General features: G+C 59.7%; 17 protein-coding genes. 9 read left to right on the forward strand and 8 right to left on the reverse strand.

Features of this window, described 5'->3' with window-relative positions; all coding sequences use genetic code 11:
* Nucleotides 1–32 precede the first annotated feature (32 nt).
* Nucleotides 33–1,220, reverse strand: coding sequence for an acetylornithine transaminase (locus AC2TDJ_RS06955; protein WP_480840590.1), 1,188 nt, complete (start codon nt 1,218–1,220; stop codon nt 33–35).
* 295 nt (nt 1,221–1,515) lie between these two features.
* Between AC2TDJ_RS06955 and AC2TDJ_RS06960 the strand changes: the two genes are divergently transcribed.
* Entirely contained in the window at nt 1,516–2,400 is an 885-nt protein-coding gene (locus AC2TDJ_RS06960; RefSeq protein WP_480840592.1) for a DMT family transporter, read from the forward strand.
* A gap of 111 nt (nt 2,401–2,511) precedes the next feature.
* The gene (locus AC2TDJ_RS06965; protein WP_480840594.1) at nt 2,512–3,744 is read left to right on the forward strand and encodes an MFS transporter; all 1,233 of its coding nucleotides are present in this window, start codon (nt 2,512–2,514) and stop codon (nt 3,742–3,744) included.
* A 2-nt stretch (nt 3,745–3,746) separates the two neighbouring features.
* Here AC2TDJ_RS06965 and AC2TDJ_RS06970 read toward each other — a convergent pair whose 3' ends face one another.
* A complete protein-coding gene (locus AC2TDJ_RS06970) occupies nt 3,747–4,550 on the reverse strand; it encodes an ABC transporter permease (RefSeq protein WP_480840596.1) in 804 nt (267 codons plus the stop codon).
* A 126-nt stretch (nt 4,551–4,676) separates the two neighbouring features.
* Between AC2TDJ_RS06970 and AC2TDJ_RS06975 the strand changes: the two genes are divergently transcribed.
* The gene (locus tag AC2TDJ_RS06975) at nt 4,677–5,246 is read left to right on the forward strand and encodes a GcrA family cell cycle regulator (protein WP_480841423.1); all 570 of its coding nucleotides are present in this window, start codon (nt 4,677–4,679) and stop codon (nt 5,244–5,246) included.
* Between the two features lie 5 nt (nt 5,247–5,251).
* Entirely contained in the window at nt 5,252–5,896 is a 645-nt protein-coding gene (locus tag AC2TDJ_RS06980; RefSeq protein ID WP_480840598.1) for an NUDIX hydrolase, read from the forward strand.
* A gap of 5 nt (nt 5,897–5,901) precedes the next feature.
* Here the strand turns inward: AC2TDJ_RS06980 and AC2TDJ_RS06985 are convergent, their stop codons facing one another.
* Together AC2TDJ_RS06985 and AC2TDJ_RS06990 are read right to left on the reverse strand one after the other, a co-directional pair.
* Complete coding sequence (locus tag AC2TDJ_RS06985; protein WP_480840600.1) at nt 5,902–6,978, reverse strand: DUF2235 domain-containing protein; 1,077 nt, start codon at nt 6,976–6,978, stop codon at nt 5,902–5,904.
* The gene (locus AC2TDJ_RS06990) at nt 6,956–9,247 is read right to left on the reverse strand and encodes a xanthine dehydrogenase family protein molybdopterin-binding subunit (RefSeq protein ID WP_480840602.1); all 2,292 of its coding nucleotides are present in this window, start codon (nt 9,245–9,247) and stop codon (nt 6,956–6,958) included. Before AC2TDJ_RS06990 ends, AC2TDJ_RS06985 begins: the two co-directional genes overlap by 23 nt.
* A 164-nt stretch (nt 9,248–9,411) precedes the next feature.
* On the opposite strand from AC2TDJ_RS06990, the gene AC2TDJ_RS06995 reads away from it, so the two are divergent.
* From AC2TDJ_RS06995 to AC2TDJ_RS07010, 4 genes are all read left to right on the forward strand, one after another.
* Nucleotides 9,412–10,308, forward strand: coding sequence for a phytanoyl-CoA dioxygenase family protein (locus AC2TDJ_RS06995; protein WP_480840604.1), 897 nt, complete (start codon nt 9,412–9,414; stop codon nt 10,306–10,308).
* 120 nt (nt 10,309–10,428) lie between these two features.
* Entirely contained in the window at nt 10,429–13,590 is a 3,162-nt protein-coding gene (locus tag AC2TDJ_RS07000; RefSeq protein WP_480840606.1) for a valine--tRNA ligase, read from the forward strand.
* Between the two features lie 144 nt (nt 13,591–13,734).
* Nucleotides 13,735–14,898 carry a benzoate/H(+) symporter BenE family transporter gene (locus AC2TDJ_RS07005; RefSeq protein WP_480840608.1) on the forward strand — a complete coding sequence of 388 codons (1,164 nt, stop codon included), beginning with the start codon at nt 13,735–13,737 and terminating at the stop codon, nt 14,896–14,898.
* Between the two features lie 40 nt (nt 14,899–14,938).
* Nucleotides 14,939–15,271 (forward strand): DnaJ family domain-containing protein, encoded by a 333-nt coding sequence (locus AC2TDJ_RS07010; protein ID WP_480840610.1) that lies wholly within the window; start codon nt 14,939–14,941, stop codon nt 15,269–15,271.
* On the opposite strand, the gene AC2TDJ_RS07015 is transcribed toward AC2TDJ_RS07010, so the two are convergent.
* Nucleotides 15,272–16,054, reverse strand: coding sequence for a crotonase/enoyl-CoA hydratase family protein (locus AC2TDJ_RS07015; RefSeq protein ID WP_480840612.1), 783 nt, complete (start codon nt 16,052–16,054; stop codon nt 15,272–15,274).
* A 126-nt stretch (nt 16,055–16,180) separates the two neighbouring features.
* Here AC2TDJ_RS07015 and AC2TDJ_RS07020 point away from each other — a divergent pair, with 126 nt between their 5' ends.
* Nucleotides 16,181–17,293 carry a pyridoxal phosphate-dependent aminotransferase gene (locus AC2TDJ_RS07020; protein ID WP_480840614.1) on the forward strand — a complete coding sequence of 371 codons (1,113 nt, stop codon included), beginning with the start codon at nt 16,181–16,183 and terminating at the stop codon, nt 17,291–17,293.
* On the opposite strand, the gene AC2TDJ_RS07025 is transcribed toward AC2TDJ_RS07020, so the two are convergent.
* Genes AC2TDJ_RS07025 through edd form a run of 3 tightly spaced genes read right to left on the reverse strand, consistent with a single transcriptional unit; the run spans nt 17,290 to nt 20,982 of the window.
* Nucleotides 17,290–18,486 (reverse strand): pyridoxal-phosphate-dependent aminotransferase family protein, encoded by a 1,197-nt coding sequence (locus tag AC2TDJ_RS07025; protein WP_480840616.1) that lies wholly within the window; start codon nt 18,484–18,486, stop codon nt 17,290–17,292. The genes AC2TDJ_RS07020 and AC2TDJ_RS07025 overlap by 4 nt on opposite strands.
* Nucleotides 18,487–18,537: 51 nt before the next feature.
* Nucleotides 18,538–19,173, reverse strand: a complete 636-nt coding sequence (locus tag AC2TDJ_RS07030) for a bifunctional 4-hydroxy-2-oxoglutarate aldolase/2-dehydro-3-deoxy-phosphogluconate aldolase (protein WP_480840619.1) — start codon at nt 19,171–19,173, stop codon at nt 18,538–18,540.
* A 3-nt stretch (nt 19,174–19,176) separates the two neighbouring features.
* Entirely contained in the window at nt 19,177–20,982 is a 1,806-nt protein-coding gene (gene edd, locus AC2TDJ_RS07035) for a phosphogluconate dehydratase (RefSeq protein ID WP_480840621.1), read from the reverse strand.

Here is a 20,982-nt window from a genome sequence, read left to right on the forward strand (position 1 = left end):
ACACCCCCGGAGTATTTGGGAAAAGATGAATGTCAGGCGTTGGTGAGGCTGGACTTGACCTGCGCGGCGGATTTTTCGAGGCGGATCATGGCTTGTGCGATATCGTCTTCGGTCAGGTTGAGCGGCGGCAGCAGGCGAATGACGTTGTCAGCTGCAGGGACGGTAATAACCTCGTTGTCATAACCTGCGTTCACCACGTCGGTATTGGTCGCCTTGCATTTCAAGCCCAGCATCAGCCCGACACCGCGCACATCTTCGAAGACATCAGGGTGTTCTGCGACCAGACCTTCGAGCTTTTGGCGCAGCAACCCCGCCTTGCGGTTGACCCCTTCGAGGAAGGCCGGGGTGGCAACCTGATCGATCACGGCGCACCCGACCGCGCAGCCCAGCGGATTGCCGCCATAGGTTGAACCATGTGTGCCCGCGGTCATCCCGGAGGCCGCGTCTTCCGTAGCCAGAACCGCGCCCAACGGAAAACCGCCGCCGATACCCTTGGCAACCATCATGATGTCGGGGGTGATACCTGCCCACTCATGGGCAAACAGCTTGCCGGTCCGGCCAACGCCGCATTGCACTTCGTCGAGGATCAGCAACAGGCCATTGTCGTCGCAAATTTGACGCAGGGCCTTGAGCTCCGCATCCGGCACCGGGCGAATGCCCCCTTCGCCCTGGACAGGCTCGATCAGAATTGCGGCAGTTTTTTCACTGATCGCGTTGGTAACACCGTCCAGATCACCAAAGGTGACATGCACGAAACCGGGCAACAGCGGGCCGAACCCTTTGGTCATCTTCTCGGATCCGGCTGCTGCGATACCGGCGGAAGACCGACCGTGGAACGAGCCATCGAAGGTGATGATCTCGACCCGTTCGGGCTCACCTTTGTCATAGAAGTACTTGCGGGCCATCTTCACGGCCAGCTCGCAGGATTCCGTGCCTGAGTTGGTGAAAAACACTGTATCAGCAAAGGTATGATCCACCAGCTTGTCAGCCAGCGCCTGCTGCTGCGGAATGTGATAGAGGTTCGACACATGCCACAGCTTATGCGCCTGTTCCGTCAACGCAGCGACCAGTGCGGGATGCGCGTGGCCCAGGGCGTTGACGGCAATCCCGGCGCCGAGATCCAGAAAACGTCGGCCGTCCGCCTCGGTCAGCCAGGCGCCTTCGCCCTTTACGAAAGTCAGGGGCGCGCGGTTATAGGTCGGCAGAACGGACGGGATCATTGGATCATCCTCTTCAGATAGATTAAGCCCTGTGAGTGATACACCAGGGCCATGTTCGTCAACAGATTTGCAGGAAATTGCGCTGATTTGGACAGCACAAATGGATCAAACGGGCTGGTTACGCAAAAAAGCGTCGGCGTCGGAGGCGCAGTGTATGTGCGTGTTTGATCATGACGCGCCGTATAGCGGGGCAGGTGCGGGCTGGAAACCCTGAAAATCGACGAAGTGGAAAATTCACAGTGGGACCGCGCCTTCGCCTCTTGCCAATTGGTCTGCATTGGCGCACCGCTGAACCATGTTTGTCGCCCAGAGACATAATCCACCCCTCGCGGCCGGGCTGATCTTTGCCGCCAGCGCCTTCATCGCGGCGACCACATTGCTGGCCAAGGCGCTGGGGACGGATACATTGGGGCCGGCGCTGCACCCGATGCAGATCAGCCACGGCCGGTTTCTGTTCGCTTTTCTGGTGATCGCCGGCGCAGTCGCCATTCTGCGACCGCGTCTGAGCCGACCGCATTGGGGGTTGCATATCGGTCGAACCAGTTTCGGCTGGTTGGGGATTACGCTGATGTTTGCATCGGTCGCTTATATACCCATGACCGACGCCACAGCGATTTCCTTTCTGAACCCGGTTTTTGCGATGGTGCTGGCCATTCCGTTGCTGAAAGAGGGCGTCGGGCCGTGGCGCTGGATTGCAGCTGCAGTCGCGCTGACCGGCGCATTGATCCTGTTGCGCCCCACGCCCGACAGTTTCCAGCCCGCGGCCTTGCTGGCCCTGACGGCGGCAGCGGTAATCGGGATGGAGTTGATTTTTATCAAGAAACTCGCAAGCCGAGAAATCCCTATCCAGATTCTGCTTGTGAACAACGCGATGGGACTGACCATTGCAACCGTCGCCGTGAGTTTCGTGTTTCAGATGCCGACTGCAGAGCAATGGGCGGCGCTGGCGGGAATTGGCGTTTTGATGGCTTGTGCTCAGGCCTGTTTCGTCAACGGAATGGCACGCGCGGATGCTTCATTCGTGGCTCCGATCAGCTATGCGACGCTGATCTTTGCTGCGTTTTACGACTTCGCTGTGTTCGACGTCATCCCGGACGCAATCAGTTTGACGGGTTCGGCCATCCTTTTGACCGGCGCAATGATCCTTGTCTGGCGGGAAACCCGCGCGGGTCGGAGCTGACAGTTCAAAAAATGTGTGAGGTTGGCCCAAGGGCGACCCCCATGTCGCAAATCCTCATGAACGCTTTGATCCGGGGTGCAATCTGGCCTCAGTTGATTTGAGAGTTTGTCCATGCATGAACGCCGCATCCCGGAATGGGTTCGCCACGCCCCAGCGCCTTCGGTCCGCGACTTCGGCATCCTTGCCGGGTTCGAGGCCATCGTGCGTGGAATCCTGATCTCGGTCTTTCCGTTGGTGATGTACCGTGCGCTGGGCGACGCATCGTCAGTGTCCTTTCTGTATTTTCTGGTCGGCATCATCTCACTGATCGCAGGGTTGATGGTACCGTTCATCATCCGGTTTGTTCCGCGCAGATGGGCTTATACCGTCGGTTGCATCATGTTCATTTGCGGCGCCGTTCTGGCGATCGAGGGCAGCCCCGCCGCGGTTGTCGGAGCCTTGGCACTGAATACCGTTGCCACGGTCGTGACCTTTGTCTGCTTCAACGCTTATGTGCTGGACTACATCAGCAAGATCGAACTTGGCCGGTGCGAGACCAGCCGCATGCTCTATAGCGCTATGGGATGGACGTGCGGTCCGATGGCAGGCGTGTTGCTGATGGAGGTCTGGGCCCCTGCCCCTTTCGTCATCAGCGCGATTGCGGCGGTCGCCATGCTGGCCCTTTTCTGGCGCATGCGCCTGGGTAACGGCAAACTGATCACCAAGGCACGTGGTCCCGCCAATAATCCACTGGCCTTTTTACCCAGGTTCTTTGCGCAGCCCAGATTGGTTGCCGGATACCTGTTCGCGATGATCCGCTCCTGCGGCTGGTGGATTTACGTCGTCTACCTGCCCATCTTTGCCATCGAGAACGGGCTGGGTGAGCAGTTGGGCGGTATCCTTTTGTCGGTCACAAACGCAATGCTTTTTGTTGCCCCTCTGATTCTACGCTGGGTCCAGGGGCGGTCATTGCGAACTGCGGTTCGAGTGGGTTTCGCCGCCTGCGGAGCTTGTTTTGTCGTTGCTGGCGCGCTGGCCGGGTGGCCCGTCGCCTCGGTTGCGGCATTGGTTTTAGGTTCGGTCTGGCTGATCGTACTGGATATTTGCGCCGGGCTGCCGTTCCTTATGGCCGTGAAGCCGTCCGAGCGCACTGAAATGTCGGCCATCTATTCCAGTTACCGCGATGTCTCGGGCATTTTGACACCGGGTGTCGCATCCTTGGTTCTGCTGGTTACACCCGTGGCCGGTGTCTTTGCGGTTGGAGGTTTCGCCCTCTTCGGGGCTTGGGCAATCGCCGCGCGGCTGCATCCCCGTCTGGGAAAGCCCCGGATCGCGTTTCAGCCTGGGGCACTGGCCGAGGCATAGGCTTACGCCTTGAGCCGATACCCGGTCCGCAGCATCTGCCAGGTTGCGGCCCCAACCAGCAGGGTCGCACCGCTGCACACCACCATACCCAGATAGGGCGAGCTGTCGGATACCCCGATCATGCCATAGCGCAGTCCGTCGATCAGGTAGAAGACCGGGTTTACGTGGCTCAACCGGTTCAGAATGGGTGGCAGGGCCTCGACCGAATAAAAGGTTCCTGACAGAAACGCCAACGGTGTCACAATGAAGTTGGTGATCGCCGCCATCTGGTCGAACTTGTTGGCAAAGATCCCCGCAAACAAGCCCAACGCTCCCATGAAAGCGCCACCCAGGACCACAAAAACCAATGCTATGACAAAGTGCTGTGGAATCAGGCCCAGTGTGAGTGCAAGCGCTATGGCGACGACGAGGGCAATCATAACGCCACGAACTATGCCACCGGCAAGATAGCCCAGCAGGATCTCCAGCGGAGACAGCGGCGGCATAAGCGTGTCGACAATATTGCCTTGCACCTTGGCGATCACCATCGAGGACGAGGTATTGGCAAAGGCGTTTTGTATCACTGTCATCATCATGATGCCCGGTGCCAGAAAAGTCAGGAACGGTACGCCCATTACATCCGGGCGACCCGGTCCGATGGCGATATTGAAGATCAGCAGGAACAATCCCGCCGTCACCAGCGGGGCCAGCAAAGTCTGCGTCCAGACCGCCAGAAAGCGCAGAGTTTCGCGTTGGCCCAGCGTGTAGAGGCCCATCCAGTTAACTGCTCCGAAACGGCGCGGGTCGTGTTCGGTGTGAATCTGCATGTTCTGCCCCTTACCTGATTCGAAGACCGCTTGTAACTCGGGCCGCAGTGATTAGAATAGGGGGCTGAGACGAATTCCCAAGGCGGCCCGAATCCGGGGCCGCTTTCCGCTTTTGAAAGGCAAATGATGTCCTGGACTGACGAGCGCGTAGAACTGCTGAAGAAGATGTGGGGCGAGGGCCAGTCGGCCAGCCAGATCGCCAAGGAACTGGGCGGGGTGACCCGCAATGCCGTAATCGGCAAGGTGCACCGCCTCGGCCTGTCGAACCGCGCAACCGGCGCGACCCCGGCCAAGTCCGAACCCAAAGAGAAACCGGCACCCGCTCCCAAGGCCGAAGCCAAGCCAAAGCCCACGCCCAAGACGGAACCTGCCCGCCCGTCCCCGGCGCCCGAAGCCAAGCCGGCCATGCCGGCCCGCCGCCAGATCATCCCGGCGGGGCAACCTTTGCCGCCGCAGCCTTCGGCGAATGAAATCAGCCCCGAGGCGCTGGCCAAGGTCAACGAGGTCGAGAAAAAGGCCAAAAAACTGACGCTGATGGAGCTGACCGAGAAAACCTGCAAATGGCCCGTGGGCGACCCCGCGACCGAGGATTTCTGGTTCTGCGGGCTGCCGGTTGAGGCGGGCAAACCCTATTGCGAAGCGCATGTGGGCGTGGCGTTCCAGCCGATGAGTTCGCGCCGGGATCGTCGGCGCTGAGCCCCATGCGCCAGGATCCGACTGCGACAGAGGATACCTGGCTGGCGCGGGCCAAACGGTTGTTGGCGCTGGCCGAAACCGGCCAGCACTTCACGAAAGATGCTTTTGACAGGGAACGCTACGACGAAATTGCCGATATAGCTCGCACCATGCTCGCTGATCTGGGTCGTGTTCCCCTGTCAAAGATCGAAGGATTGGTTTCTGAACACATAGGCGGTTACGCAACACCCAGCGTCGACATTCGCGCCGCTGTAATCCGAGATGGGCGTATTCTTCTGGTGCGCGAACGCAGCGACGGACGCTGGTCGATGCCCGGCGGGTTCGCGGATATCGGAAGCTCTCCTGCGGAAAACATTGAGCGTGAGGTCTGGGAAGAGGCAGGGCTTCGCGTACGGGCGCGGCATCTCTATGCATTAAGGCACAAGGCACGACACCCCTATCCCGCCGATGTGCGGGATTTCTACAAGCTGTTCTTTTTGTGTGACGAGTACTGCAACAATGACCCCGTGGCGGGTGCCGAGACCAGCGAGGCTGTATTCTTTGCAGCGGACTCACTCCCCGAGTTGTCTTTGGCGCGGAACTTACAAAAGGACATAGAGGCTGCGCTACGTGCAAACTCCAATGAAAACGTAGCTGCGATTTTCGATTAGGTACTTCACTGCGCCGGATGCGACGGTAAATCCGGCATCGGAACCCAGCCTGGCAACTTGTCCGGCGAAACTGAAACATGCAAACGTTCCGACCGGTCGCGCCCCACCTTCCGATGCTTGCGCAGCAGGAAAATCTTGCCCCAACCGCGCCATGTGCCGACCGATGGCGCATGCGTGTCAGTCGGGAAACGATCACGCCAGCCATCGGGCAAAAGCAAACCGTGCAGTTCGGCCTTGTCCAGCATCCAGATCAGGGAAATATTGCTGAGCGGCCGGGCCTCCTCGAACCCGTTCAACTGTCCGCCGACATCGCCGTGGGTGCCGCGGAACCAGACCTGTTCGATATGACCCTTGAATTCGGGGGAACACTTCCACAGAACCGGCTCGAACACTTCGCGTGTCTCGTCCAGTGCCATGGCGTGATAACCGTGACGCGTTGCCGGTCCAAGCTGGTGGTTGTGAAACGCATGACGCTCCTCGGCCCAGCGCCACAGCAGCGGCAGGCGCAGGCCCAGTGCTTTGACCGTGTCCCAGACGCCGATCATCTCAATAGCGACGTCCTCATGGCAGAACTTCCGACGAAAATCCCCTGCAGCTGTCCCGTTTGGATTACATTCATAGTGCCGGTAGGCCTGCTTGATATTTCGCACTGTCGCGTGTTCAGCCTTGAGCAGACCGATCATGTCGATGACACCCGCCAGGCTGCGCACGCCATAGGCACCACGTGAATAGCCGATGAAATAGATACGATCGCCCGGTTTATACCGGGACGCCAGATACCCGTAGGCACGACGGATCTGGCGGTTGATGCCTCGCCCCATCAAGACATCCAACGAGGATTTCCAGTTTTCCCACTGCACCCCGGATTCATAAAAAACGGAAACCTGGCTGCCCATTTCCTGACACAGTCGATAGGTCTGGCCGGCATGGGTTTCATAGCCCGGTTCCAGCGTGGACATTGTGCCGTCAAGAATGATGACATGACTGATCGGTTCGCGACGGCGCGTCTCGGCAGAGTGCTCGGAGCGTAAGGGCCGTCCGAGCCACCCCAGAACCTTTCTACTTAGCCGCGACAGAACCATGCGTCAGCAATTCCCATGTTTTCTGGGGTGTGAAAGGCATATCCGCCCGCCGTACCCCGTAATCCCAGAGCGCATCCTGAACCGCGTTTGCCACTGCGGCCAGTGCGCCCACGGTGCCGGCTTCACCGCATCCTTTCATTCCCATCGGGTTGGACGTTGACGGAACCGGCGCCGAGGTAAACTTAATCATGGGTATCTCAACCGCACGGGGCAAGGCGTAATCCATGAACGAAGCCGTGAGCAGTTGCCCATCGGCATCATGAACGACGTGTTCATGCAGCGCCTGGCCGATACCCTGGACCACCCCGCCATGCACCTGTCCCTCGGCCAGCATCGGATTGATAATATTGCCGAAATCATCCACCACCGTGTACCGATCCACTTTTACTTTGCCGGTGAAAGAATCGATCACGACTTCGGCAACGTGCGCACCGTTGGGATAGCTGCGCGCATCCAGGTTGGCGCGCGCCTCGTGTTGCAGCAGATCGATGCGACCATCTGCACGGGCCATATCCGCGGCTTCGGTCAGGGTGGGCGTCAGGTTCGAACCGGGCGCCCGGAAGGTTTCATGGTCGAAACTCACGTCGGCCTCCTCGACACCCATTTTATCAGCCAGATATGGCGTGAATGCGGCGATCATTTTGTCGATCGTTGCCAAAGTTGCCGTACTCTGCACCGTCACCGAGCGCGACCCGCCCGTACCGCCGCCATGGGCCAGCAGATCGGTATCACCCTGCAAGATCGTGATACGGTCCATCGGAATCCCGGTCTGATCTGACAGGAATTGAGTATAGGCCGTCTCGTGACCCTGCCCGTTTGACTGGGTGCCAACATAGAGATTGACCGTTCCACCCTCACAGAACTCGATCTTCGCGTTCTCGGCAGGGTCACCCAAAATGCTTTCGATATAGTAACATAGCCCCTGCCCCCGGATCAGGCCGCGTTCGGCATCCTCGGCCTTGCGGGCTGCAAAGCCCCGAGTTTGTTCACTCGCGCGGCTGAGGAGCATATCAAAATCGCCGACGTCATAGGTCTCACCTGTTGCGGTTTTGTAAGGGAATTTCTCGGGCTGGATGAAGTTCTTGCGGCGCAGCTCCCAGGGATCGACGCCCAGCTCGCGCGCGGCGCGGTCCATCGCACGTTCCAGGACATAGATCGCCTCGGGCCGGCCAGCACCGCGATAGGCATCGACCTGCGTGGTGTTTGTATAAAAACCCTCGACCCGCAAATAAGTGGTCTGCACATCGTAGGCACCCATCAGGACCTTACTGAACAGACTGGTCTGGATCGCTTGCCCGAAATGGCTGTTATAGGCGCCAAGGTTGACCTTGCTATGCACTCGGTAGGCCGTGACCCTGTGGTCCTCGTCAAATGCCAGTTCAGCCAGCGAGGTCAGGTCGCGACCATGATGGTCGGACAGCATCGCCTCGGTGCGGCTGGACATCCAGTGTACGGGTTGGCCCAGCTTCATCGCAGCCACGGCGACACAGAAATATTCGGGATATGGCATCACCTTCATCCCGAAGCCGCCGCCCACATCAGGGGTGGTAACGCGCAGCGCCTCAGGAGCCAGATTTAGTTTCTGAGCCAGTTGCGCCTTCATCGCCCAAACGCCCTGACCGCCATAAGCGAAATGCAGCCGTCCGCCCGACCAGTCGACCCGGCAGCCGCGCGGCTCGATCGGGTTGATAATCACCCGGTTATCGAGAACGTTCAGCGCGACGGTATGAGCTGCGGCCTGAAAGGCGGTCTCGGTCGCGGCCTCGTCGCCCAGAGCCCAGTCGAAGGCTCGGTTGTCCGGAGCCTCAGCGTGCAAAGGTTCACCGCCCAACGCGGCGTCAATCTTGGCCGGCAGGTCGTCGGTTTCCATCCAGATCAGCTCAACTGCGTCTTGGGCCTGCTCGGGCGTGTCCGCGATCACGACGGCAACGGGCTCACCGACAAAACGGACCCGATCCTTGGCCAGCATGTGCCGCGCGGGTGCTGCCCCCTCGGAACCGTCCCGGTTGGACACGATAGTGGCATTCATGACTGTGTCGATACCTGTCGCGGCCAGATCATCAATGGTCAAAATCAGGCGCACACCCGGGGCTTCACGTGCGGCATCCATTTCCAGCACGGTAATCTTTGCATGCGCAACCGGGCTGCGAAAGAACACGGCGTGCAACGCATTCGCGGGCACCGCATCGTCCATGTATTGGCCCTGCCCCGTCAGAAATCGCTGATCCTCGGTTCGCTTGACCGATTGGCTTCTGCCGAACTTTTCCATCGCCTGATCCTGTGACCACCCACCGGCGCGACACTAGCTTTCCGCGGTCCAAAGTCCAGTGTCCGGCGCATTTGCTTCAGGCGATCAGCATGTCGCAAACGGCAAAGCCGGAACCGCAATTCTCCATCTAGGCTGCCCCTGTGGATCAGCCTGACGGAGGTCGCATGACATCCTCGATCGAATTGCCGAATGGTCGCTTGCCAGTGCAACAGGTCAACAAATACTGGGAGGACGGCTTTCTCTTTCCGGTGACCGTGTTCGATCCGGCCGAGGCAGCGATCTTGCGCGCGGAGCTGGAGGAGATTGAAAAGACATGGCGCGAGGCCGATTTGCCTCTGCCTCTGACCATGTACAAACGAGTGAACGCACATCTGGTGATGCCGTTGGCTGCCCGCATTGCGTTGGATCCGCGGGTTCTGGACATCGTCGAAGGCGTTCTTGGTCCGGACCTTTTGCTCTGGTCTGCCGAGCTGTTCATCAAGGAAGCGCGCACGACGCAGGTTGTCAGCATGCATCAGGACCTGACCTATTGGGGCCTGGGTGAAACGCCGGATCAGGTGACTGCATGGATCGCCCTGTCACCGGCCACAACCGAAAGCGGTTGCATGGATTTCGTGAAAGGCAGCCACAAAAACCCGATCCTGCCCCACAACGACACATTTTCCGAAAACAACCTGCTGTCGCGTGGGCAGGAAGTGGCCGTTGATGTTGCGGAAGAAGACAAGACTCACATTGAATTGCAGCCTGGTCAGATGTCACTGCATCATGGTTTGACGATTCACGGCTCGGGGCCGAACATGTCGGATGACCGGCGGATCGGTTTGGCCATTCGTTATCTGAATCCAAATGCGCAGCAGAGTGTCGCGGACCGTGATTATGCCGTTCTGGCGCGAGGAGAAGACCGAAGCGGGAACTTCATTCATGTACCTGTCCCCGACGAGCTGTTCTCACCCGAAGCGCTTGAGCTTTACACGCGTATTCGCGAAGATCAGGCCAAGGCGATGGCGCAGGGAGCGACCGAAACACTGAAGCTCTACGACACCGCAACGACCAACCAATAGGGAAATAGGTGTCAAGCACCGGTTCCAAGGCGCCTGAGGCGTGCGCAGACCCTTTCCCTTGCCTCGCGCATTCGCTATTGCAGGCGCTGACCCTCAATTCGATGACGCAGGACGCACCGCATGGCGATGGAAAAGACATTCAACGCGGCCGAGGCCGAGGCCCGCATCTACAAGGCCTGGGAAGAGGCCGGAGCCTTCAAGGCAGGCGCAAACAAGTCGCGCGACGAAAGCTTTACCATCATGATCCCGCCGCCTAACGTGACGGGCGCGCTGCACGTGGGCCATGCCTTCAACAACACTTTGCAGGACATCCTGATCCGCTGGCACCGCATGCGTGGGTTCGACACGCTGTGGCAGCCCGGTCAGGACCACGCAGGCATCGCCACGCAGATGCAGGTGGAAAAGATGCTGGCCGCCACCCAGCAGCCAAGTCGTCGCGAACTGGGGCGAGAGGCGTTTCTGGACAAGGTCTGGGAATGGAAAGGCGAATACGGCGGCACGATCATCGAGCAGCTCAAGCGTTTGGGGTCCAGCTGCGACTGGTCACGCAACGCCTTTACCATGGCGGGTGCACCGCGTGACCCGCGCACAGGGCACGAGAACTCGGCCAATTTCCATGACGCGGTGATCAAGGTTTTCGTCGACATGTACGAAAAGGGCCTGATCTACCGCGGCAAGCGTCTGGTCAACTGGGACCCGCATTTCGAGACCGCAATCTCGGACCTTGAGGTCGAGAATATCGAAGTTGCGGGACACATGTGGCACTTCAAGTACCCGCTCGCGGGTGGTGAGACATATGAGTATTTGGAAAAAGATGAAGAAGGGAACGTGATATTCCGCGAAGAGCGGAATTACATTTCGATTGCCACGACCCGGCCCGAAACCATGCTGGGCGACGGAGCAGTTGCAGTTCACCCCTCGGATGAGCGTTACGCGCCAATTGTCGGGAAACTCTGCGAAATCCCGGTCGGTCCGAAGGAACACCGCCGCCAGATCCCGATCATCACCGACGAATACCCGGATCCCGATTTCGGCTCGGGCGCGGTGAAGATCACCGGTGCGCATGACTTCAACGACTATCAGGTCGCCAAGCGTGGCGGCATTCCTCTCTATCGTCTTATGGATACAAGCGGGCATATGCGGGCCGACGGCGCGCCCTATGCGAACGAGGCGTACAAGGCCGGGCAATATGCACGTGGTCAGTCCTTTACCGAAGGTGAGATTGACGCAATTAACCTGGTGCCGGATCACCTGCGTGGGCTGGACCGGTTCGAGGCTCGTACAAAAGTAATCGAGGAGATCACCAGCGAAGGCCTGGCCGTCATGACCCGCGCCGATGATCGGCGTCTGGGCTCGACCGCGCTGAAACCCGACCACGAGGGCGCAGGCAAAATGGTTCCGCTGGTCGAATCCAAGCCTATCATGCAACCCTTCGGCGACCGCTCGAAAGTTGTGATCGAACCGATGCTGACCGATCAGTGGTTCGTCGATGCCGAAAAGGTCGTTGGCCCTGCACTGGATGCGGTCAAGGACGGCACCGTCAAGATCATCCCCGAGTCCGGTGAAAAGACGTATTATCATTGGTTGGAAAACATCGAACCGTGGTGCATCTCTCGCCAGCTCTGGTGGGGTCATCAGATCCCGGTTTGGTATGGTCTCGATCTGTCCGCAGACGAATTCATGGATGACGAGAATGACGGAGAGCTTGATCTGGTCGAGCTCGGCCGCTTGCTGAACGAAGGCGGCATGCTGCATCGTGGCAATGTCATGGAATGTGCACCGAACTTTGACGCTGTCGTCGACAAGTTCCTGGATGACAATGCCAACATTCCCAGCCCTCTGAGCCATGCAACCGTAGTCGAAGTTTCCGACAAGCATGAGGCGATCCATCAGTTTGCGGAAAGCCTCGCCCAATACGCCGTCGAACAGGATCCAACCAAGCTGGTTTATCCGGTATGGCGCGACCCCGACGTCCTCGACACCTGGTTCTCCTCCGGCCTCTGGCCCATCGGCACGCTGGGCTGGCCCGAGCGGACCGAAGAGATAGAACGTTACTTCCCTACGGACGTTCTGATTACCGGCTTTGACATCCTGTTCTTCTGGGTCGCCCGGATGATGATGATGCAGCTGGCCGTGGTCGATCAGATCCCATTCCACACCGTCTACCTGCACCAGCTCGTCCGCGACGAGAAGGGCAAGAAGATGTCCAAGACCACAGGCAACGTCATCGATCCACTGGAGATCGTGGACGAATTCGGCGCCGACGCGCTGCGCTTTACTAACGCCTCGATGGCGGCGATTGGCGGCGTGTTGAAACTGTCCCGCGAGCGTATCACCGGTTACCGGAACTTCGGCACCAAACTGTGGAATGCCGTCCGCTTTGCCGAGATGAACGAAGTCTTCACCGACGCCGTCCCGCAAATGGATGTGGCCGATCTGAAGCCCAAAGCCGCAGTGAACCGCTGGATCATCGGCGAAACCGCCCGCGTGCGCGAAGAAGTTGACGCGGCGCTGGAAAGCTACCGCTTCAATGATGCGGCCAACGGTCTGTACGCCTTTGTCTGGGGCAAGGTCTGCGATTGGTACGTGGAATTGTCCAAGCCGCTGCTCCAAGGCGATGACGCCGAGGCACAGGCGGAGACCCGCGCCACCATGCGCTGGGTTCTGGATCAGTGCATGGTCCTGCTGCACCCGATCATGCCCTTCATCACCGAAGAGCTGTGGGGCCTGACCGGCAACCGCGCCAAAATGGTCGTCCACGCCGATTGGCCGACCTACGCCGCTGCCGACCTGATCGATGCAGATGCGGATCGTGAGATGAACTGGGTGATCTCGGTGATCGAAAACACCCGCTCGGCCCGCGCGCAGATGCGGGTGCCTGCCGGCCTCTACGTACCGATGCTGGTGACCGAGATCGACGCGAATGGACAGGCCGCATGGGACCGCAACGAGGCGCTGATCAAGCGTCTGGCGCGGATCGACAGCCTGACCAAAACGGATAAATTGCCCAAAGGCACCATCTCGATCGCTGCCCCCGGCGCGTCCTTCGGCCTGCCACTGGCGGACATCATTGATATCGGCGCAGAAAAGGAACGACTTGAGAAAGCCAAGGGCAAGCTGGCCAAGGAACTTGGCGGCCTGCGCGGACGTCTGAACAACCCCAAATTCGTGGCCTCTGCCCCGGAAGAAGTTGTGGAGGAAGCCAAGGCCAACCTCGCCGCCCGCGAAGAGGAAGAAGCTAAACTAAACGAGGCCCTCGCTCGTTTGCACGAGATCGCCTGATCCCTTCACCTTTTTTTCAAATACTCAATTCCGAACCCCGCCGCGCGTGTAACGGCGGGGCTTTCATTTGACGGCGCCTCTTTTCCCCTTGTTCCCAGCAGCTTGCGATTGTTAGCAAGTTCATCAGGTAACTCCGAGGCAGTGATGGCGCACGTCCTACCCCCTGTGCAGACAATTTCGACCGGCCTTGTCGTGGCCGTCGTGGGCTTCTTCAGTTCATTCCCGATTGTGCTGCAGGGTCTTGCCGCCATGGATGCGTCGGCAGCCGAGTCCGCGTCCGGGCTGATGATGGCTGCAATCGCGATGGGATTGGCGGCGATCATTCTCAGCCTTTGGTACAAGCAACCAATCAGTGTGGCGTGGTCGACACCGGGTGCCGCATTGCTGGCAGTCTCGGCAACCCCTGCTGCAGGCTTTTCGGGCGCGATCGGAGCGTTTCTGTGCGCCGGGGCGCTGACGGTGTTGGCAGGGTTGTGGCGGCCGCTTGCTCGCCTGGCAGCAGCCATACCGACAACACTGGCCCAAGCCATGCTAGGTGGGGTTTTGCTGCCGTTGTGCATTACTCCGTTCAAGGCCGCCGTCGAGTTGCCGTGGCAAGCGCTGCCTGTCATCCTGACCTGGTTTATCGCCGGACGGATCAACCGGCTGATCGCGGTTCCGGCTGCAGTGGCGGCGGCGGCAATCATAGTCGTTCTCAATGCTGGTGACAGCTCCGTCAGGCCCGAGCATTTGATGGCGGCACCCGTCTTGACCATGCCGACCTTTTCGATGGCGTCAGCAATTGGGATTGGCATCCCATTGTTCATTGTCACCATGGCAACGCAAAATATCCCCGGTATCGCAGTGATGCGCAGCTTTGGCTACGCGCCGAACGCAGGCAAACTGTTTTCGTCGGTCGGAGGCGCCAGCCTGCTGTCCGCGCCCTTTGGCGCCCCGGCAACGTGCCTGGCCGCCATTACCGCCGCAATGTGCTCGAACGAAGAAAGCCATCCTGACCCGGCCCAGCGCTATTGGTCGGCGATCATGGCAGGCGTGTTTTACTGCTTGTTTGGCATCTTCGCCGTGGCCATAACCGGCTTCGCGGCCCATGCCGACCCACTGCTGATGGGGACACTGACCGGAGTAGCGTTGATCGGTGTCATGGCAAACGCAACCTTTGCGGCGCTGGAAGTTCCAACCGAGCGCGAAGCGGCGATCCTGACCTTCGCAATCACCGCTTCGGGCATCACCGTATTCGGGTTGGGTGCTGCGGTGTGGGGCCTGGCAGCCGGCGGCATCGCGTATCTGGTAACCAACCGGGCTCGGTGAGCACTTTCGCCTGCCGAAACTGTCGGATACAATACCCTCTATGCTTGGATCACTTGGAAAACTGATCGAACGCCAGATCATGAAGGCGCAGGCCGAAGGTCAGCTGGAAGGGTTGGAAGGCGAAGGGAAGCCCCTGCCTGACCGTTCATCGGAGGCGCAGACAGACACGGCTCTGGCAGCCGGTCATCGGATCATGGCGCAAGCCGGAGTTCTGCCCGAAGAGTTCACGATCAAGAAGGAACTGGACGCGGTTCGAAGGTCCTATCCATCGCTGACAAACCCCAAAGAACGCAAGGCAGCGATGGCCCGCATCGCTGAACTGGAGATGCGGTACAACATGGCACGCGATGCGCGTCGCGCCTTTATGCGGTAATCACTTGAAATCCGGTTTCCGACCCTGCATCTGGGCAGCAATAACCTCGATCTGATCCGGCTTACCGATTAACGCCACCTGTTCGGCGGATTCTTCCAGCAGAACTTCGGCACGGGACTTGCTCTCGGCCACTTCGATCAGACGTTTTGCGGCACGGATGGCCGACGGGCTTTTGCTGGCAATGTCTTCGGCCAGCGCCAGTGCTTCGGTCAACGGCTCGTCCGACAATTTTGTGACCAGGCCCCAGTCCGCCGCCTGAGGGGCGCCAATGGGACGGGCCGTATAGGTCAACAGGCGCAGCACGTCCGAACGGACAAGCCGAGGCAGTAGGACCATGCCCCCCATATCGGGGATGATACCCCATTTCATCTCCATCACCGCCAGTTTGCTTTCGGGATGCGCGATGCGGATATCCGCGCCCAGTGCGATCTGTAACCCGCCGCCGTAAGCGACGCCCTGAATGGCGCAGATCACCGGCACTGGTACGCGCCGCCAGACCAGGGCAAGCTCCTGCATTTCATTGGCATCCTCATGGCTGCGGGTCATCAGCCACTCGGTCGGATCCATATGCGCCATCTTGGCAAAGCTTGCCATGTCGAGCCCCGCGCAAAAACTTTTCCCCTCGCCTGACAGAACCACGGCGCGAGCATCCGAGGCCGCGACCTCCTGTCCGGCGGACAGGATCGCCTTGATCATCGCGTCATCCAGAGCGTTCATCTTGTCACTGCGTGTCAGAGTGACATGAGCAATGTGGTCCTTGTATTCGACAGATACACGCGCCATGCGGGCCTCCCAAATCTGATTTTCCTGACAATGCCCTGAAAGGCGGGCACAGTTCCACAGCGACGTCAGGGCAGAACCTCTGATCGGAGGCTTGCCCAACCCTGCACCCTGCGTTTATCTGCGCACATGACTGACCTGCGCTACACTCCGCTCGCCCAATCTCTGCCCGCCACCGTGCCCTTTGTCGGCCCCGAAACGCAGGAGCGCCAGCGCGGCGGACAATTCAAAGCACGGCTGGGCGCGAATGAAAGCGTCTTTGGTCCCTCGCCCCGGGCAATTGAAGCGATGCAGAAGGCGGCCGGTGATATCTGGATGTATGGCGACCCAGAGAATCATGACCTGCGCCTTGCGCTTGCCGATCACCACAAAGTCGCCGCCGAAAATATCATTGTCGGCGAAGGAATTGATGGCCTGCTGGGTTATCTGGTGCGCTTGATGGTCGGACCGGGTGATGCGGTGGTAACCTCCGACGGAGCTTACCCGACCTTCAATTATCATGTGGCCGGATATGGTGGCAAACTGCACAAAGTTCCCTATTCCGGCGATCACGAAGACCCGATGGCACTGTTCGCCAAAGCGGCTCAGGTTGATGCCAAGCTGGTTTACCTAGCCAATCCCGACAACCCGATGGGAAGCTGGCATCCCGGCGCAGAAATTTTAGCGGCGATGGAGACTCTTCCAGATGGTTGCCTGTTGGTTCTGGACGAAGCCTATGTGGAATGCGCCCCCGAAGGGACGGCAGCCCCGATTAGTATCGATGATCCGCGTGTGATCCGGATGCGGACGTTTTCGAAGGTTTATGGCATGGCAGGTGCGCGCGTTGGCTATGCCTTGGGTGCGACAGACCTGATCTCCTCATTCCACAAGGTCCGCAATCACTTTGGCATGAACCGGGCTGCGCAAGCCGGGGCATTGGCCGCGTTGCAGGATAACGACTGGCTGCGGCAGGTTCAGAACAGGATTGTGCAGTCGCGTGAGCGGATCGGCGAGATTGCACGGAAAAACGGGTTGGAGCCCCTGCCGTCGGCCGCCAATTTTGTTGCCATCGACTGTGGACGAGATGGGGATTTCGCCAAATCTGTGCTGGAATCTCTGGTCGAACAAGGTGTGTTCGTCCGAATGCCTTTCGCCGCCCCGCAAAACCGCTGTATCCGGGTCAGTTGTGGAACTGACGCTGACCTGGACAGGTTTGCCGCTGCATTGCCCGCGGCTCTGACGGCGGCGAAGCGACAGGGTTAACGATTCTCAGCCAATACAGCGGCAGCAGCCTCCAGCGCTCCCGACCCACGCGGGATGTCCAGAGCGGCCATCGCGGTTTCCACACCGCCCAACATCGCCAGGATCATCTGCCCGTTCACATGACCCATGTGGCCAAGACGGAAGCAGCCATCCCAATCCTCCATCCCCAGACCGATGCCCAGCGTCAGACCCAGATTGGCTTCGGTATACTCGCGAAGCGGCGTACCGCGACCATCGGTTAGCCTCAGGGCTGTAACGGCGTGACTGCGGTGGGCGCGATCGGCGACATTCATTTGTAGCGCACCCGCTTCGGTCCAAACCTCGCATGCAGTCCAGACCGCCTTGGCCAAACGTTCGTGCCGGGCCCAGACATTCTCAACCCCTTCGGCGTGGATCAGGTCCAGCGCGGCGCGCAGGCCATAGAGATGATGCGTCGGCGCAGTCCCGTTGAAGTATTGGTAAAACAGGTCGGGTTTCGTTCTTGGCTGCCAGTCCCAGTACTGGGACACACGCGGCATAGAAGCCCGCTTGGACTGTGCCTTGTCATTGAAGAAAACAAAGCCTGTTCCGGCCGGTGTCATCAGCCCTTTCTGACATGCAGTGACAGTGACATCGACACCCCAGGCGTCCATCTCGAACCTGTCACAACCCAACGAGGCAATACAGTCAGCCATAAGCAAGGCCGGGTGATCCAGTTCGTCCAGCAGAGCCCGAAGCGCCGGGATATCGTTGCGGATGGAGCTGGACGTGTCCACGTGTACAGCCAGAACAGCCTTGATCCGATGGGCTGCATCTGCACGCAACGCCTCGGCGATCCGTTCGAAATTCCAGGGTGAAGATGCGCCAAAGTCTATCAGTTCCGCATTGGCACCGATCCCTTCTGCCATTTCGGCCCAACCGTGCGTAAAGCGGCCGGACGCCGGGGCCAGCACGGTTTCGCCCGGCGCGATGACGTTGGACAATGCGGCCTCCCATGTGCCATGACCGTTCGCGATGTAAATGGCGACATTGTAATCGGTCCGTGCCACGCGACGCAGATCGGCCGTCAACGCGGGCATCATGTCGATCAACTCGCCATCATATATGTTGGGCGACGGTCGGTGCATCGCTTGCAGCACCGCGTCAGGCATGACGGACGGGCCCGGAATAGCCAGATACTCGCGCCCCTGCGCGAGAGAAATGCGGTTTGTCATGGGGTCAACCTGTCTGAATTGACGCCTACCCTAGCGCCTGACCGGACGGCGTCAATCCATCAGCTTGGCAGCCTCGCGGGCAAGGGATTCAATCCCGGCCCAATCACCGTTCTGCACCAACTGCTTGGGCGCCACCCAGCTGCCGCCCGCACAGACGACGTTGGACAGCGACAGGTAATCGCGCGCGTTGGACGGAGAGACCCCGCCCGTAGGACAGAAGGTGATCTGCGGCAAAGGTGCGCCGATAGATTTAAGGGCGGGCGCACCGCCCGAAGCCTCGGCGGGAAAGAACTTCAACATGTCATAACCCCTTTCCAGCAGCCGCATGGCCTCGCTGGCAGTGGCAGCGCCTGGCAGCAGGGGCAGCCCCTCGGCCTCGCAGGCGGCAATCAGGGTATCGGTTGCCCCCGGTGAAACACCAAATTGCGCACCGGCCTCCTTTGCGGCCCGGACATCTTCGGGCGTGATCAGAGTGCCAGCGCCAACAACACCGCCGGGCACTGCGGCCATAGCGCGGATCGCGTCCAGAGCCGCCGGGGTGCGCAACGTAACCTCCAACGCGGGAAGACCGCCGGAAACCAATGCCTCGGCCAGTGGTCGTGCGTGCGTTGCGTCGTCTACGACCAGAACGGGGACGATAGGCGCAAGGGCGCAGATTTCGCGAGTGCGTTGGGTTTTTGCTGACATTGGTTACGCTCCGAAAATACTGGCACCGGCATCGGCCGAGCCTACTGCGTTGCGGAACGCGCCAAAAAGGTCCCGTCCGACGCCATATTGGTTGGCCGAAAGATCGGCGACGACCGGGACCCGGTCCAAAACGCCGGGTGTCAGGATTTCCAGATCACCCTTCACCGCGTCGACGCGCAGAATGTCGCCATCCTGAAGGTATGCAATCGGGCCTCCGTCAAGTGCCTCGGGACACACATGGATCGCCGCAGGCACTTTGCCCGAGGCACCGGACATGCGGCCATCGGTGACCAGCGCCACCTTTTGTCCGCGTCCCTGAAGGATTGACAGGATTGGCGTCAACGAGTGCAATTCAGGCATCCCGTTGGCTTTCGGCCCCTGAAAGCGGACAACAACGATAACGTCACCCGTGAATTCTCCGGCCCTGAATGCGGTTTTGACTTCGTCCTGATCGTGAAACACGCGGACCGGCGCCTCGACGATCTGGTGTTCGGGAGCCACCGCCGAGACCTTCATGACCCCGGTGCCCAGATTGCCAGTCAGACGCGACAGGCCGCCCGTCGGCTGGAACGGGTCTTTGGCAGAGCGCACGATCTTTTCGTTGAGGCTATGTCCAGCGCCCTTTTCCCAGACCAGTTCACCGTCTTTCAGCTTGGGCTCTTTCGTGTAGTTGTGCAGCCCCTGCCCTGCGACGGTCAGCGTGTCGGGATGCAGCAGACCGTCCTCCAGCAATGTACCGATGCAATAGCCAAGACCGCCAGCGGCGTGGAAATGGTTCACGTCGGCCAAACCGTTGGGATAAACCCGCGCGACCAGAGGAACTACGGCAGAGATGTCGGAAAAATCCTGCCAGTCCAGCACGATGCCGCCCGCCCGCGCCATCGCGATCAAGTGGATCAGCAAGTTGGTCGAGCCTCCGGTTGCCATCAAACCGACGATCCCGTTCACAAAGGCGCGTTCGTCGAGGATCTGGAAAACCGGCGTGTAATGGTTGCCCAGAGCGCTGAGCGATAGGGCGCGTCGGGCGCCCTCTTCCGTCAGAGCGTCCCGCAAGGGTGTGTTGGGATTGATGAAGCTTGATCCCGGAAGGTGCAGGCCCATGAACTCCATCAACATCTGGTTGGTGTTGGCTGTACCGTAGAAGGTGCAGGTCCCGGGCCCATGGTATGCGGCCATCTCTGCGGCCATGAGTTCTTCTCGGCCAACTTCTCCGGCGGCAAACTGCTGGCGGATCTTGGCTTTTTCGTCGTTCGGCAGACCGCTGGTCATCGGACCGGCAGGCAAGAATACCGCTGGCAGGTGACCAAAAGCCTGTGCCCCGATCACAAGTCCCGGCACGATCTTGTCGCAAACCCCAAGAAACACGGCAGCGTCATAGGTGTTATGGCTGAGCGCCACCCCCGTCGCCAGCGCGATCACGTCGCGGGAAAACAGGGAAAGCTCCATACCCGCTTCGCCCTGCGTAACCCCATCGCACATGGCGGGCACACCGCCCGCGACCTGAGCTGTACCGCCCGCCGCACGGATCGCCTGACGGATCAATTCGGGGTAACGTTCGAATGGCTGGTGCGCCGAAAGCATGTCATTGTAGGCTGTGACGATGCCCAGATTGCCTGCGGTTCCAGTCGCAAGAGATTGCTGATCCTCACCCGCGCCGGCGTAAGCGTGGGCTTGCCCACTGCAGGACAAATGCCCGCGTGCGGGGCCTTTGGACCGTGCGTGCTCCATCCTTTCCAGATGTGGACCACGCAGGTTTGCGCTGCGTTCAACAATCCGTTGCGTGACATCGGTAATGACTGAATGAACCAT

The organism is Ruegeria sp. HKCCD6647-2, from assembly GCF_057221075.1.